Raw genomic sequence first — 14107 nt, 5'->3', positions numbered from 1 at the left:
GTAGCGCTAAATTTCCAAAAATCCAGCCGCCGCACGCCGACATGCCCGAATCCCGCTCCATCGACGCCATCCGCGAGAAGGTCCGCGCGCTGCCGGACACGCCGGGCGTCTACCTGATGAAGGACCGGCTCGGCCGCATCATCTACGTCGGCAAGGCCAAGAGCCTGAAAAAGCGCGTCTCGTCCTACTTCCAGCCCGGCCGCACGCGCCAGCTGCGCCACCAACCGAAGATTCGCACGCTGATCGAGATGATCGCCGACTTCGAGACCATCGACGTGAAGTCCGAGCCCGAGGCGCTGCTGCTCGAGGGCAAGCTGATCAAGCAGTGGCGCCCGAAATACAACACGGACTTCACCGACGACAAACGCTTCCTCCTCGTCCGCGTGAACCTCGAGCACGAGATGCCGCACTTCGCGCTCACGCGCTTCCGCAAGGAGGACCGCTCGCGCTACTTCGGGCCGTTCGCGCACTCCGGCCTGCTCCGCCGCACGCTCGCCACGATGCGCAAGCAATACGGCGTGCTCCTCGGCGACGCGCACCCGATCAAGCTCCCCGACGGCCGCTACCAACTCTACGAAGACGTCCGCGCCGAACTCTACGGCTGGCCCAACGAAGTCACGTCCGCCGACTACCGCGCGCGGGTGGAGCAAGCCTGCGACTTCCTCGACGGCAAGAGCCGCGAATGGCTCGACGAGCTACGCGAGGAGATGAAGGCGCGCGCCGCCAAGCAGGAATACGAGAAAGCCGCCGAACTCCGCGACGTCGTGCTCGCCCTCGAACGCACGCTGTCGAAAACCCGCAAGTTCACGCGCGACCTCACCCAACTGCGCCCGAACGAGGAGGCGCTGCGCCTGCTCGGCGAGGCGCTCAGCCTGCCCGGCCCGCCGGCGCACATGGAGTGCTTCGACATCTCACACATCAGCGGCACGTTCGTCGTCGCCTCGATGGTGCACTTCGCCGACGGCGTGCCGGACAAGAACAACTACCGCCGCTTCTCCATCAAGAGCTTCATCGGCAACGACGACTTCCGCGCGATGGAGGAAGTCGTCGGCCGCCGTTACCGCCGGCTGATCGAGGAGCGGAAGCAGTTCCCCGACCTCGTCGTCATCGACGGCGGCCGCGGCCAGATCGCGGCGGCGTTGAAGGCGTTCCTCGCCCTCGAATGCCCGCCACCGAAAATGATCGGTCTCGCGAAGAAGCACGAGACGATCATCTTCCCCGACGGACGCGACCCGCTCAACCTGCCGCTCGGCCACCCGGGGCTGAACATCCTGCAACGCCTCCGCGACGAGGCGCACCGCTTCGCCAACACCTACAACGCCGACCTGCGCTCGCGCAAAATCCGCGAGAGCATCCTCGACGACTTTCCCGGCCTCGGCGAAAAGCGGAAAAACGCGCTCCTCGCTCACTTCGGCTCCATCGACCGACTCCGCGCGGCCACCCCGGAGGAGATCGCGCAAGCCGAAGGCATCGGCCCGAAGTTCGCCGCCGAGCTGCACGCGTTCCTCGCCGCGCCGGCAGAACCGGGCGCGCAACCGGATTGAGCGACCCGATGTGCGGCATCGGGTTTATCGAATACCTGTAGCGCACTTGTTCTGGTAGGGTCTCGGCGAACCGCCCGCCCCATGAATCCTCCCGACGCCACTTCTTCGTCCTCCGCCTCCGCGCCCGCTTCGCGCCTGAGTCTCCCGAAGCGCAAAGCCGCCATCGTCCGCAACGCGCTGCAGGAAATGGCGCGCCAGGAAATGATCGCACCAGCGCTCGCCGAGGATTTGTCGGCGCGCATCGTGCCGCTGAGCTTCGACTGGCGCCGGCTCGCGCGCTACTCGTTCGCCGGCGCGATCGCCTGCGTCGTCATCGCCGTCGGCGCCGCGCTGGCCGACAAGTGGCTCATGGACCTGATCGCGCGCCTCTTCCACGCCTCGTGGGGCCTGAAGAGCCTCGCGTGCGCCGCGGTCTCCGCCCTGCTCTTCTGGTTCGGCACGCTGCGCCGCCACCGCGCACCTGAAAAAGTCTACAGCAACGAGGCCATCTACTTCGGCGGGGTGTTGGGCATCGCGGCGTCGGTCGCGTGCCTGGGCAAGGCGATCGACGACGGCAGCGGTCACTTCTCGCTGCTCATCCTGCTCGCGGCGGTCGTCTACAGCGCGCTCGGCCTGTTGCTGGAGTCGAAACTCATCTGGATCTTTGGTCTGCTGTCGCTCGGCAGCTGGTTCGGCGCGGAGACGGGCTACGCGTCCGGTTGGGGCGCCTACTACCTCGGCATGGCGTATCCGCTGCGCTTCGTGCTCTTCGGCGCGGCGCTCACGTTGCTCTCGCTCCTGCTGCGTGGCCGGCCGCGTTTCGCGGAGTTCTTCGGCACGACGCGCGTGGTCGGGCTGCTCTACCTGTTCATCGCGCTATGGATCCTCTCGATCTGGGGCAACTACGAGGGCTACGACGCTTGGCACCGCGCCACGCACCTTGAGCTATTGCACTGGTCGCTCTACTTCGGCGCGGCTGCCGCCGGCTGTATCTACCTTGGACTGAAGAACGACGACGGCGTGCTCCGTGGCTTCGGCCTGACCTTCCTCGGCATCAACCTCTACACGCGCTTCTTCGAATTTTTCTGGGACGACCTGCACAAGGCCGTGTTCTTCGTGATCCTCGGCGCGAGCTTCTGGCTGATCGGCTCCCGGGCGGAGACAATCTGGCAAATGCGCCGCCTGAAACACCGCCTCGCTGCCGACAGCGAGGACGAGTGATCGAGCAGCGCAGGCCTCCTGCCTGCCCATCGGGGCGGATGCCGTTTGGCATCCGCGCACTTCGTCACCGCCGCAGCCGCACGATGCGTGCGAAAAGCCGGTTCGGCAGGAGCCATTTCAACAGCAGGAAAATCTTCGCGTGAAACGGCGCCGCGTAGCGCGGCGGCGGGTTGCGACTCGTGAGCGCGTCCTCGATGCACCGCGCGATGTCGTCCGGCGCGCCGGCGACGCGGCGCAGCTTCTTGTAGCCGACGCGGAAGCCCGCGAGGAACGGCTCGTAGGGTCCCGCCTGCGCGAGGAACTCGTCCGACGCCGCGTCCGCCGCCGAAACGAACTCCGTCACGATGTAGCCCGGCCGGATGAGCGTCACGCGCACGCCGAACGGCTCCAGCTCGCCGCGCAACCCGTCGGTCAACGCCTCGAGCGCGTGCTTGGTCGAATCGTAGATGCTCGAAAGCGGACGCGCGATCCGGCCCGCCACGGAGCCGATGTTCACGATGCAGCCGCTCCCTTGCGCGCGCATCGTCGGCAACACGAGTTGCGTGAGCGCGATCAGCGAAAAGACGTTGGTTTCGAAATTCCGGCGAATCGCCTCCACCGGCACGATCTCCAGCGGACCGCGCGTGCCGTAACCGGCGTTGTTCACGAGACCGTCAACGCGGCCGAACTTAACCAACGTCGCTTCCACGAGCCGCCGCCGGTCGGCATCGCTGGTGACGTCGCCCGCGACGGCGAGCACGCTCGCGCCGCTCGGATCAAGTTCACGCGCGAGCGTGTCGAGACGTTCCTGGCGCCGCGCGGAGATCACGACCCGGGCGCCGCCGCGCGCACGGCGCCGCGCCGTGGCTTCGCCGATGCCGGACGATGCTCCGGTGATGATGACGACTTGGCCGAAAAGCTGGGGCATAGGATTGGAATAGCTAAGTGCGGCGCGATGAACAGATTTTCTCTAAGAACCTCCCCCGCCATCCGTGGTCTCAGTGCACCCAATCGCATCCATGAAATTCCTCCGGCTCACCGCCCTCCTTTCCCTGCTCGCCGCCGCGCTCGCCGCCGCGCCGGTCGACTCCACCATCTCCGCCGTCACCGTTTACACCGACCGCGCGGTCGTCACGCGCACCGCCACCATCGACCTCGGCGGCGGCCAGGCGGAACTCGTTTTCGCCAACCTCCCCGAGTCGCTCGTCGATCAATCCGTCCAAGTCAGCGGCCGCGGCACGGCGCAGGCCGTCATCCTCGACGTCGCCGCGCGCCGGACGTTCGTCGACTTCACACCCAACTCCCGCGTGAAGGAGATCGAGGACCAGCTCCGCGCCCTCCGCAACGACGACCGCACGCTCGGCGATCAGGTCGCCGTCCTCGCCAGCCAGCGCGACAGCATCACCGAATTCATGAAGAACGCCGTCGCGGCCACGAAGGACGCCGGTCGCCCCAAACTCGAAGACGTGCGCGCCACGCTCGAGTTCGGACAGAAACAGCTCCTCGAGATCGCCCAATCCAACCAGAAGCTCGACCAGCAGCGCGAGGAACTCGGCAACAAGATCGCCGCACTTGAGCAGCAGCTCAACGAACTCCGCGGCACCGGCGGCAAGGGCTTCAAGACCGTCGTCGTCCGCGTCTCCGCCGCGCAGGCTGGCAACCTCGAACTCGCGCTCTCCTACACCGTCGGCAACGCCCGCTGGACGCCCAGCTACGACGCCCGCGTCCTCAGCGGCGAACGCGCCGTCGCGCTCGGCTACTTCGGCGTTGTTACGCAGACGACCGGCGAGGACTGGAAAAACGTCGCGCTCACGCTCTCGACCGCGCGCCCGTCGCTCGGCGGTGCCGCGCCGACGCTCACGGCGTGGAATCTGGATGTGTGGGTCAATCGCCCGCTGGTGGCGGCCGCTGAGGCCCGCGACGCTTACGAAGCCGACAAGCGCGAACAACGGGCCAAGCTCAACGCCGCCCGCGTGGTCAACATGCAGGCATTCACCACCAACGCCGCGCCCGCCGACATGGCCCCGCCGCCGCCCGAAGCCGAACTCGCCTCCGCCACCGTGGAATCCGGCGCCACCAGCGCCTCCTTCAAGATCGCCACCGCGTCCACCATCCCGAGCGACGGCTCCGCGCAAAAAGTCCCGATCGCCGCTGCCAAGCTCGCCGCCAATCCCGAATACCTCACCGTCCCGAAGCGTCAGCAGACCGCCTTCCTCACCACCAAGGTCGTCAACTCAACCGACTTCCCCCTGCTCGCCGGCCCGATGAACGTCTTCCTCGACGGCACCTTCGTCGCCACCAGCGCGCTGCGCACCGTGATGGCCGGCGAGAAGTTCGACCTCGCGCTCGGCGCCGACGAGGCGATCAGCGTGAAGCACAAGCGCGTGCAGAAGTTCACCGAGGACACCGGCCTGACCAACTCCGGCAAGCGCGTCACCTACGAGTATCTCCTCACGATCCAGAACAACAAGAAGTCCGCCGAACGCGTCATCGTCGTCGACCAGCTGCCGCTCTCGCGCAACGAGAAGATCGTCATCAAGCAGCTCGCGCCCGACGCTCGCGAGTTGAAGCCCACCGATGAGGGCTCGCTGAAGTGGACGCTCGACCTCAAGCCCGGCGAGAAGCGCGAGATCACCGTGAAATTCACCATCGAGTATCCCAACGACGTCAACGTCACCGGTCTCGAATAAGTTCGAGTAACTCTTTCGCCCTTTTCTGGGTGCGCGGGCCCGCTGAGAGGTGGGCCCGCTTTTTTTCGGCCGGCCTTGCGCGCCGCGCGTCCTTCGGCCTGCATTCGCGCATGTCCACGCCCGACCGCTCCACCGCCGCCGTGCCCGCGCTGCTCGTCGTCGCCGCGGCGCTGTTTCTCAGCGGCGTGTTCTTCCCGTTCTTCCACGTGTCGAAGTTCTGGATCTTCCACGAAGCGATCTCGGTCGTCGGCGGCATCGTCGCGCTCTTCCAGGAAGGCGAGTATTTCCTCTTCGCGGTGTTGACCCTCTTCACGCTCGTTTTCCCGGCCGCGAAGCTCGGGTTGCTGGCGCTGATCTGGCTCGAGCGCGACAAGGACCTCTCGCGCATCCAGCGCCTGCACCACTGGGTCGCCACGCTCGGCAAGTGGTCGATGCTCGACGTGTTCGTCGTTGCGATCCTGATCGTCACGATGAAGGCCGCCGGCCTCGCCAAGCTCCAGATCGGGCTCGGGCTTTATCTGTTCACGTTCTCGGTCGTCGTGACACAGTTCGCCTCCTCTTGGATCGATCGCCAATTGCGCGCCTGACCCCGCCCGCGCGCGGACGCGCCGGCAAACAGACTTCAAAGCCGTGCAATAGATAGAAAGCCGGCACCCTTGCCGGTGGGCGTGGCACGGATTGACTCTCCAAGGTCCGTCCCCTCCACCCCATGCGTCTTCTTCGCTTTCTGCTGCTCGCCAGCGCGCTCGCGGCTGCGCCGCTGTTCGCGGCGCCCACTCCCGTCGTGAAAATCGATCCCGCTCGCACCGGCGCGCCGATCAACCCGTTCATTTATGGGCAGTTCATCGAACACCTCGGCCGCTGCATCTACGGCGGCATCTGGGCCGAGATGCTCGAAGACCGGAAATTCTACTTCCCCGTCACCGCTGACTACGCGCCCTACAAGAGCCTCGCCGACACCGCGTATCCGGTCGTCGGCGCGTCGCCTTGGCAAATCATCGGCGCACCCGACGGCGTGCGCATGGTGACGGAAAACGCCTTCGTCGGCGACCACACGCCGCTGCTGCGCGCCGGCGCCGGCATCCGCCAACGCGACCTCGGCGTCGCCGCCGGCCGCGGCTACACCGGTTACCTCTGGCTCCGCGGGACGGGCGAAAAACCCGCCGCGGTCGACGTCACGCTCGTCTGGGGCGAGGGCGCCGCCGACCGCGCCACGGTGCGCGTGTCCGCCACGCCAGGCGACTACGCGAAACACGCTTTCGCCTTCACCGCCGGCGCCACCACCGACCGCGCGCAGCTCGAGGTGCGCGTCGCGGACGCCGACGTCCTCCTCGGCACGCTCTCGCTCATGCCCGCCGACAATGTCCGCGGCCTGCGTCGCGACACGCTCGCGCTGCTCAAGCAGCTCAACGGCTCCATTTATCGCTGGCCGGGCGGCAACTTCGTCAGCGGCTACGACTGGCGCGACGGCATCGGCGACCGCGACCGCCGCCCGCCGCGCAAGAACCCCGCGTGGACCGGCGTCGAGCACAACGATTTCGGCACGGACGAGTTCATCGCCTTTTGCCGTGAGATCGGCGCCGAGCCGATGATCGCCGCCAACACCGGCTTCGGCGACGCGCACTCCGCCGCGCAGTGGGTCGAGTATTGCAACCGCCCCGCCGCGACGCTCGCCGGCGGCTGGCGCGCGCAGAACGGCCACCCGCAGCCCTACGGCGTCCGCTACTGGTGCGTCGGCAACGAGATGTTCGGCCCGTGGCAGCTGGGCTTCATGCAGCTCTCGCACTACACCATCAAACACAACCTCGTCGTCGACGCCATGCGACGCGTCGATCCCACGCTCGAGCTCGCCGCCGTCGGCGACCTCGAAACGATCAACGCCAAGAACGATCCCGAGCAGGTGAAATCCGGTCACACCTGGTCGCACGGCATGCTGCTCGCCTGCGCCGACCACATGAGCCTCATCTCCGAACACTTCTACGAAGGCCGCCTGCCGTGGGCGACGAATGGCCGCGGCGCGCTCGCCGCCGAAGTCGTGAAGTTAAAAAACACGATCCGCAAGAAAGCCGAGGGCCACCGCGCGCTCCAGGCGTCGCTGCCTAATCTGCGCGGCCGCTTCATCTCCGTCTCGATGGACGAGTGGAATTACTGGCACCGCGACTACGTCTACGGCGAACTTGGCTGCGTCTACGATCAGGCCGACGCACTGGGCGTCGCGATGGGCCTCCACGAATACTTCCGCCAGAGCGACGTCATCCACATGGCCTTCTACGCGCAGACCGTGAACGTCATCGGCGCGATCAAGACCAGCCGCACCGCCGCCGAGATGGAAACCACCGGCCTCGTGCTCCAGCTCTACCGCGCGCACTTCGGCTCCGTGCCGCTGAAACTCGAGGGCGACTTCGGCGCGCTCGACGTCGCCGCCGCACTGTCCGCCGACGGCCGCACGCTCACCGTCGCACTCGTCAACCCGACCGACGCCGCCGTCGCGCTCCCGCTCGCGCTGCCCGCCGGCCGCACGGCCGCCGGCACTGCCACGCGCTGGACCATCGCCGCGCCGACTGAGTTCGCCCACAACACGCCCGGCCAGCCGCGCGCCGTCGATATCGTCGAGCAACCCGCCATCGACACCACCCAACCCCTCGCGGCGCCCGCTCTCGGCATCGCTCTGTTCTCCATTCCGCTGAAATAACCCCATCCCTGATTCCCCATGAAACTTGCCCTGCTTCTCTCCTGTCTCGGTCTCGCCACCGCACTGGCGTCCACCTCATCGACGCCCGCGCCGACCAACCCCTCCGGCTTCCGCATCCATCGCGGCACAAACCTCAGCCACTGGCTCTCGCAATACGCGGGCGCGCCGCGCGACAAGTTTATCACCGAGGAAGATTTCAAATTCATCGCCCGCGCCGGCTTCGACCACGTGCGCCTGCCGGTGGATGAAAAGGAGCTGTGGAACGAGGACGGCCGTCCGAACGAGGAGAATTTCGGCTACTTCACCAAAGCGCTCGGCTGGGCGCGGGCGCACCAACTGCGTGTGATCGTCGACCTCCACACCGTCCGCTCGCACCACTTCAACGCCGCCAACGACGGCGGCCCCGCCAACACGCTCTTCAGCGACCCCGCGGCGCAACGCCACTTCCTCGGCCTGTGGCAACAGCTCTCCGCGCGCCTGAAGGACTACCCGAACGACGCCGTCGCCTACGAAATCCTCAACGAGGCCGTCGCGGACAACGACGAGGATTGGAACCGCCTCGCCGCCGCCGCCCACGCGCAGATCCGCGCCACCGAGCCGCAGCGCGTCATCGTCATCGGCTCGAACCGCTGGCAAGGCGCGTGGAAATTTCCTGCGCTGAAAGTCCCCGCCGGCGACCCGAACATCATCCTCAGCACGCACTGCTACGAGCCGTTCACCTTCACGCACTATCGCGCGAACTGGACGCCCGTGAAACTCTACACCGGCCCCGTGCAATATCCCGGCCGACCGATTCCCGCCGAGGAACTCGCCCAGATCGAAGCGCAGCAGGAAAAACACATCGTCGACCAATTCGCCAGCGCCCGCCACGAGTGGAACGCCGACGCCATCCGCGCCGACCTGATGCCCGCCATCAAGCGCGCCCGCGAACTCGGCCTGCAGCTCTACTGCGGCGAATTCGGCTGCCTGCCGACCGTGCCGCGCGCGGATCGCCTGCGCTACTACCGCGATTTCGTCGGCGTGCTCGAGAGCGAGGGGATGGCCTGGGCCAACTGGGACTACAAAGGCAACTTCGGCCTCTTCCAACGCGGCGACGCCGGCAAACCCACCGGCACGCCCGACACGGAGCTGCTCGCCGCGCTGTTCCTGAAGTAGGCCCGGTTTCCGCCCCTCCGCCGCGCCGCGGTCACGCCTCGGCGCGCGCGAGCAAGTCCTCCAGCACGTCGCGCGCGAACGGGTTGCCCGTCGGGCTGAGGCTCTTGTGCTCGAGCGCGTGCAGGCCCTCACGGGCCTTCGCGGCCGCCTCCGCCCGCCGCCCCTCCGCCAGCAACACCGCGGCTTCCGCGCGCAGGCGCGTCGCCGGATCGAAGGCGAGCGCACCCGCGGAGTCGAGCCACGCGCGCGCCGCGACCGCATCGCCCGAGTGTTCAGCGAGCAACCAAGCGTAGTCGCAACGCAGCGCATCGCGCGCAAACGGCACCAACTGCGCCTCGCCGCTCATCACGTGATCCAGCAGCGCCTGCGCCCGGCCGGGCTGGCCGAGGTCGATGAAGTGGTGCGCGACGGTGTGGTGCGCGTAGAGATCGAAGAGTGAACCGTCACGCAGCGAGATCGCCTGCTCCACGAGTCGCGGGTCGTAGTCCGCGGGCCGCACTCCGCCGAGCGCGGCGGTCGTGAGGGTCATGACCGCGTTCTCCTGCTCCGACCGGGGGCCGCCGCGCAGGAGCTCGTAGAAGCGCAGGCCATCGCTCTTGAATCCGCCGGCCGTCCCGGGAGCCACCGTCACGAGAAAAATCAGCAGCGACATCCCGGCGACAAACAGCGCGAGGTGTTGCGCAAAGATCGCGACCGGCGACACCGCGATTGCCGCGATGCCCGCCCCGAGCCACGCCGCCAACACCGTCAACACGAGACTGAATATCGGTCCCCCGGCGACCATGATGGCCGTGCCACGCGGTGTCGCCGCCGCCGGGTCGAGCGGCAGGCACGCGGCGAGACCGCCCGCGATATTGAGGTTCTTGTTCCAGGAGAAGCGGACGCCTGCCGGAGTGCGTTTCCACATCAGCGGACCGACGACATAGAGCAGGAATTTCCCGCCGCCCGCCCATCCACCGACGATGTGCCCGAACTCATGAAACCCCACCACGACCAGCCACACCAGTGGCAGCGCCGCCAGGTGCACGATCGCGATCCATTTCGGCAACCCCGGCAACAGCAGGTGCGTGCCGAACCTTACGCCGAGAAACCCGGCTACACCGCCGATCACCAAGCCCACCGCCGTCCCGACCAACACCGGGAGCGAAAGCGCCTTGCGCCCACGCGTCACGGGCGTCGGCAGCCGCGGAATCACCTGGGGCTCAGTCTCCACCGCCGCCTCCATCGCCTCCACCGGCATCCCCGCCCGCGTCGCCTCCGCCACCGCCATCGTGTCCGGCATCGCCGCCGTGATGCGCGCCATGTTCGGACATCGTCTCGCCGCCACCGTTGTGGGCAGGCGCGCTGTCGTTGCTGGAGAACAGACTGGTTAACCAGATCCACCAGCCGCCGTCATCGTGCGGTTTCTTGCGCGGGTCGGAAGTCGGTTCCATGCCGCGACAAGGAACCCAGCGCCGGCCACCCGACAAGCCGGGCAGGATCAGCGGCGCGAGCGCGAGGATGGGTGGAGCCGAAAGTGACAGCGCGGTGACACCCGGCCGGCAACCGGCCCGCCCAGCGCGTGCTCAGCGCCGGCGACCGACGAGAAAGCGCAACACCTCCGGCAGACGCGCCGCCCACGCCGCTTCGCTGTGTTCGCCGCCGGCGACTTCGCGGTATTCGAGATCGTCACCCTGCGCCCAGCCGGCGGCCACGAGCGTGTCGCGGAAAATCTGCACCACTTCCCAGCCCGGCTCGGCCGTGCCCATGTCGAGCCACAGGCGGAAGTCCGGCTTGCGCTTCAAGCGCGCGAAATCCCGCAGCGCCACGCGATCGTCCCACCAAAGCGACGGCGAGAGCGCCGCGACGTTGCCGAACACGCGCGGGTGCCACAGGCCGAAATAGAGCGAAACCAGTCCACCCATGGACGAGCCGACGATGGACGTCGTGCGCGGTCCCGGCAGCGTGAGGTAGCGGGCGTCGATGAAGGGCTTCAGCTCGGTCTCCACGAAACGCGCGTAGCGCTTCGCGTCGCCGGCGCTGCGCAGCTTCGCCCCGTCCATGCCGTCGTATTCAGCGCGGGTCGGCGTGTATTCGTTGATGCGATGGGTGCCGGTATTGGCGATGCCCACCAGGATCGGCGGCGTGATCTCACGGGCGCGGATCAGTTTCTCCGCCGCCGCGCCGGCGCCCCACGCCACGCCGCTGAACGCGGTCTTGGGGTCGAAGATGTTCTGCCCGTCCTGGAAATAGATGACCGGATGCCGCCGCCGCGGATCGCCGTAGCCCGGCGGCGTCCAGATCGTGACGTCGCGACTGTTGCGGAAGATCCGCGAGTGAAACCGCTCGAGCACGCGAAGCTGCGGGCCGCGTGGCAGGCGGCGGGCGCGAAAGGAGGCGGGAAGTTTCTCGGGAGCGGACATGCGACGTCGCGGACGCTAGGGGCCCCGCGGTCGCGACAGCAAGCCCGCGCCTCGGTCGCGCCCCCCGACCGCAATCGCCGATCTCCGCCTCGGGCGCGGCAGGCGCCGCGCCGGAGAAACCGGCTCAGAAACGCAGCAACCACTCGACGGCGACGCCGGTCTGCCACGGCGCGGGCGCGGGGCGCTCGTGCAGGAGCGAAGCTTGCACCTTCACTTGCGCGTGGGCGGCGAGGCGGAACACCGGGCCGGCTTCCACGCGCCAGGTGTCGCGGCCCCAGCGGTGCCCACGGACGGGTTCATAGCTCTGCCAGCCGGCGCGCGCGGCCAACGCGCATGCGGGCGTGAAGCGACGCTTGCCTTCGAGCGTGATGCCGAGCACCGCGGCGTCACCGATGCCGGGCAGGGCAAAGCGTGCATGCAGCGCCTCCGCCCAGAGCTGCCACGCGCGCCACGCGAAGCTCGCGTCGAAGCCGAGCGTCGTTTGCCGGTAATCGCCCCGACGGGTGCCCGGCGCGATGGTTTCGGGCTGCGGCCGCAGATAAACCCCGTCGGCCCACGAGACACCGAAATTCCACGTGGGCGACGGGCGCCAGCCGAGACGCGCCGCGAGAGCGGGCGCTTGCCAGGCGGCGGCGAGGTCGTCGGCCCAATACGCGGGGCGCGAAGACAGGCCGACGTTCTTCGCCTCCAGTGCGAAGTCCCAATGCTCGTCTGTCCAACGCGCGGCCGTGCCGAACGCGTAGACCGCGCCCCACATCAGCGGGACGCGATTGCGCTCGTCGGAGGTGACGGCCGCCGCGTCGCCGAGGGGCGTGTTGTGCGACCACTCCTCGAGCTTCGCGAGCGCGGGCAGGCCCTTGATGTCCCAGAGGCCGGTGAGCGATTCCTGTGCGAGCGGTGCGCGGGCGAAGGGATAGTCCCACGCCGCATGTCGGCGCGCCCAGCTGCCGAAGACCGTGGCGAATTTCCCGGCCTGCACGGAAAACCGCGACTCGCGGGCGGGCGACCAGCGGAGCGCCAGCTCGTCGATGCGGAGCTGCATCGCGACCGTGCCGGCATCGAGGCCGCGATCGGCGCGAGCTTGGGCGAAAAGATAAAGCGGTCCGATTTCCGCGTCGCCGAAAAGCTGCGCCGTCGGGGCGAAGACCGCGCGGCGGTCCGCGCCGTGATAGATGAGATCGGCCACCGGCCGGTCGGCGAGGCGGGCGGCGAGCGCAAGGCGGCCCGTGAGTTTGCCGCGCCAGGCGCTGGCGGGTGCGTTGTGCTCGAGTGCGGCGCGATGGCGATCGACCCACTCGTCCCATTGCGCGGTCGCGGCGGCGGCGGCGGCGAGGCCACCGAGGCAAACCAGCGCGAAGCGGAGAAGGCGCGGGGACATGAAAAAAGGGCCGCGAGGTTAACGCGGCCCGGAAAACATCAGCAAGCGGTCTCGCGCGGCGCGGTATCAGCCCTGCGCGGGCGGCGTCGCGGCGGCGGCACGGCGGCGGCGCTGCACCATGACGCCGGTCAGCGCCAGCGCGCCGAAGATGGCGGCATAGGTGGACGGCTCGGGCACGGCGGAAACCGAGATCGGCTCGGAGTAGATGAAGTCGTCCATGGCCACGAAGTCGCCGGTGGTCTGGCGCAGGTTCGAGCCATCGGCGAAGGCGCCGAGCGCTTCCGAGCCCGACGTGATGCGCACGCGGCCGATGGCCGTGGCGTTGTCGAAGGCGACGCCGAGGAAGGAGAACCCGCCCGCGCCCGACACCGGCGCGCTGAAGGTGCCGAGCGAGGCGCCGGAGGTGTTGAAGAATTCGAAGAACGTCGCGTTCGTCGTCTCGACGTCGAGGAACACCGCGCCGAAGCCGCGCACGAACGCAGCGGACGACGACGTGCCGGCCACGGTGAAGGTGACGTCGGTAATCGTGGAATTCTGCGCGATGAAGACCTGATCGCCCGAAAACGGCGTGAGCGAGATGCCGGAGTTCGCGAGTTGGACGTTGAAGAGCGACCGGCTGGAGACCGGGCCGGGAACGTTCGCGCTGTTGAGGAAGCCGCCCGTGGGCGTGGAAAACTGGATGCCGCGCGCGCGCCCGCCGTTGGCGCCGGTGAAGGCCTGACCGAAAAAGTCGCCCGGGAAGGCGTTCGGGTCGGAGGCGGAATCGGGCACGCCGTCCCAGTTGATCTCGCGACGACCGGAATTGAAGGAGGAGCCGTTGTTGGCGTTGAGCGTGCCGAGCGCAGTGCGGAACGAGTCAACGCTCGTCTGGATCGATGACTGGCTGGCGCCGGCGGCGCTGAATACGGTCTGCGCGTGGCCGGCGAGCGCGGCGGCGGAGAGAGCAAGCACGGCGGCGCCATGACGGGCGACGCGCGCGAGCGACGGGGAGATTGGGCGCGAGTGCATGGCGCGAAAGAGCCACGCCGCCCGGCGCGTGACAAAACCGCGACCGTAACGGGTTTGTT

General features: G+C 68.1%; 11 protein-coding genes. 6 read left to right on the top strand and 5 right to left on the bottom strand.

Features of this window, described 5'->3' with window-relative positions; translation table 11 throughout:
* Positions 1 to 41: 41 nt before the first annotated feature.
* Positions 42 to 1544: an excinuclease ABC subunit UvrC gene (locus HZA32_10235; protein ID MBI5424462.1), complete on the top strand. Its 1503-nt coding sequence runs from the start codon at positions 42 to 44 to the stop codon at positions 1542 to 1544.
* Positions 1545 to 1730: 186 nt separating this feature from the next.
* Positions 1731 to 2744, top strand: a complete 1014-nt coding sequence (locus HZA32_10230; GenBank protein MBI5424461.1) for a DUF2157 domain-containing protein — start codon at positions 1731 to 1733, stop codon at positions 2742 to 2744.
* 64 nt (positions 2745 to 2808) lie between these two features.
* On the opposite strand, the gene HZA32_10225 is transcribed toward HZA32_10230, so the two are convergent.
* Positions 2809 to 3651 (bottom strand): SDR family NAD(P)-dependent oxidoreductase, encoded by an 843-nt coding sequence (locus HZA32_10225; protein MBI5424460.1) that lies wholly within the window; start codon positions 3649 to 3651, stop codon positions 2809 to 2811.
* A 91-nt stretch (positions 3652 to 3742) separates the two neighbouring features.
* Between HZA32_10225 and HZA32_10220 the strand changes: the two genes are divergently transcribed.
* The 4 genes from HZA32_10220 (at position 3743) to HZA32_10205 (ending at position 9260) form a co-directional block, all read left to right on the top strand.
* Positions 3743 to 5413 (top strand): mucoidy inhibitor MuiA family protein, encoded by a 1671-nt coding sequence (locus HZA32_10220; protein ID MBI5424459.1) that lies wholly within the window; start codon positions 3743 to 3745, stop codon positions 5411 to 5413.
* A 110-nt stretch (positions 5414 to 5523) separates the two neighbouring features.
* Positions 5524 to 6000: a paraquat-inducible protein A gene (locus HZA32_10215; protein MBI5424458.1), complete on the top strand. Its 477-nt coding sequence runs from the start codon at positions 5524 to 5526 to the stop codon at positions 5998 to 6000.
* Positions 6001 to 6122: 122 nt separating this feature from the next.
* A complete protein-coding gene (locus HZA32_10210) occupies positions 6123 to 8105 on the top strand; it encodes an alpha-N-arabinofuranosidase (GenBank protein ID MBI5424457.1) in 1983 nt (660 codons plus the stop codon).
* Between the two features lie 18 nt (positions 8106 to 8123).
* Positions 8124 to 9260, top strand: a complete 1137-nt coding sequence (locus HZA32_10205; protein ID MBI5424456.1) for a cellulase family glycosylhydrolase — start codon at positions 8124 to 8126, stop codon at positions 9258 to 9260.
* Between the two features lie 31 nt (positions 9261 to 9291).
* On the opposite strand, the gene HZA32_10200 is transcribed toward HZA32_10205, so the two are convergent.
* The 4 genes from HZA32_10200 to HZA32_10185 all read right to left on the bottom strand — a co-directional run bounded on the left by HZA32_10200 (position 9292) and on the right by HZA32_10185 (position 14048).
* Positions 9292 to 10563, bottom strand: a complete 1272-nt coding sequence (locus tag HZA32_10200) for a M50 family metallopeptidase (GenBank protein ID MBI5424455.1) — start codon at positions 10561 to 10563, stop codon at positions 9292 to 9294.
* A 262-nt stretch (positions 10564 to 10825) separates the two neighbouring features.
* The gene (locus HZA32_10195) at positions 10826 to 11662 is read right to left on the bottom strand and encodes an alpha/beta hydrolase (protein ID MBI5424454.1); all 837 of its coding nucleotides are present in this window, start codon (positions 11660 to 11662) and stop codon (positions 10826 to 10828) included.
* A 124-nt stretch (positions 11663 to 11786) separates the two neighbouring features.
* Positions 11787 to 13040 carry a hypothetical protein gene (locus HZA32_10190; GenBank protein ID MBI5424453.1) on the bottom strand — a complete coding sequence of 418 codons (1254 nt, stop codon included), beginning with the start codon at positions 13038 to 13040 and terminating at the stop codon, positions 11787 to 11789.
* Between the two features lie 66 nt (positions 13041 to 13106).
* Positions 13107 to 14048: a PEP-CTERM sorting domain-containing protein gene (locus HZA32_10185; protein MBI5424452.1), complete on the bottom strand. Its 942-nt coding sequence runs from the start codon at positions 14046 to 14048 to the stop codon at positions 13107 to 13109.
* Between the last annotated feature and the right edge of the window lie 59 nt (positions 14049 to 14107).

The sequence above is a fragment of the Opitutia bacterium genome, from assembly GCA_016217545.1.
Classification (GTDB): domain Bacteria; phylum Verrucomicrobiota; class Verrucomicrobiia; order Opitutales; family Opitutaceae; genus Didemnitutus.
Note: the sequence above shows the minus strand (reverse complement) of the source record. Positions and strands in the feature narration are given on the sequence as shown.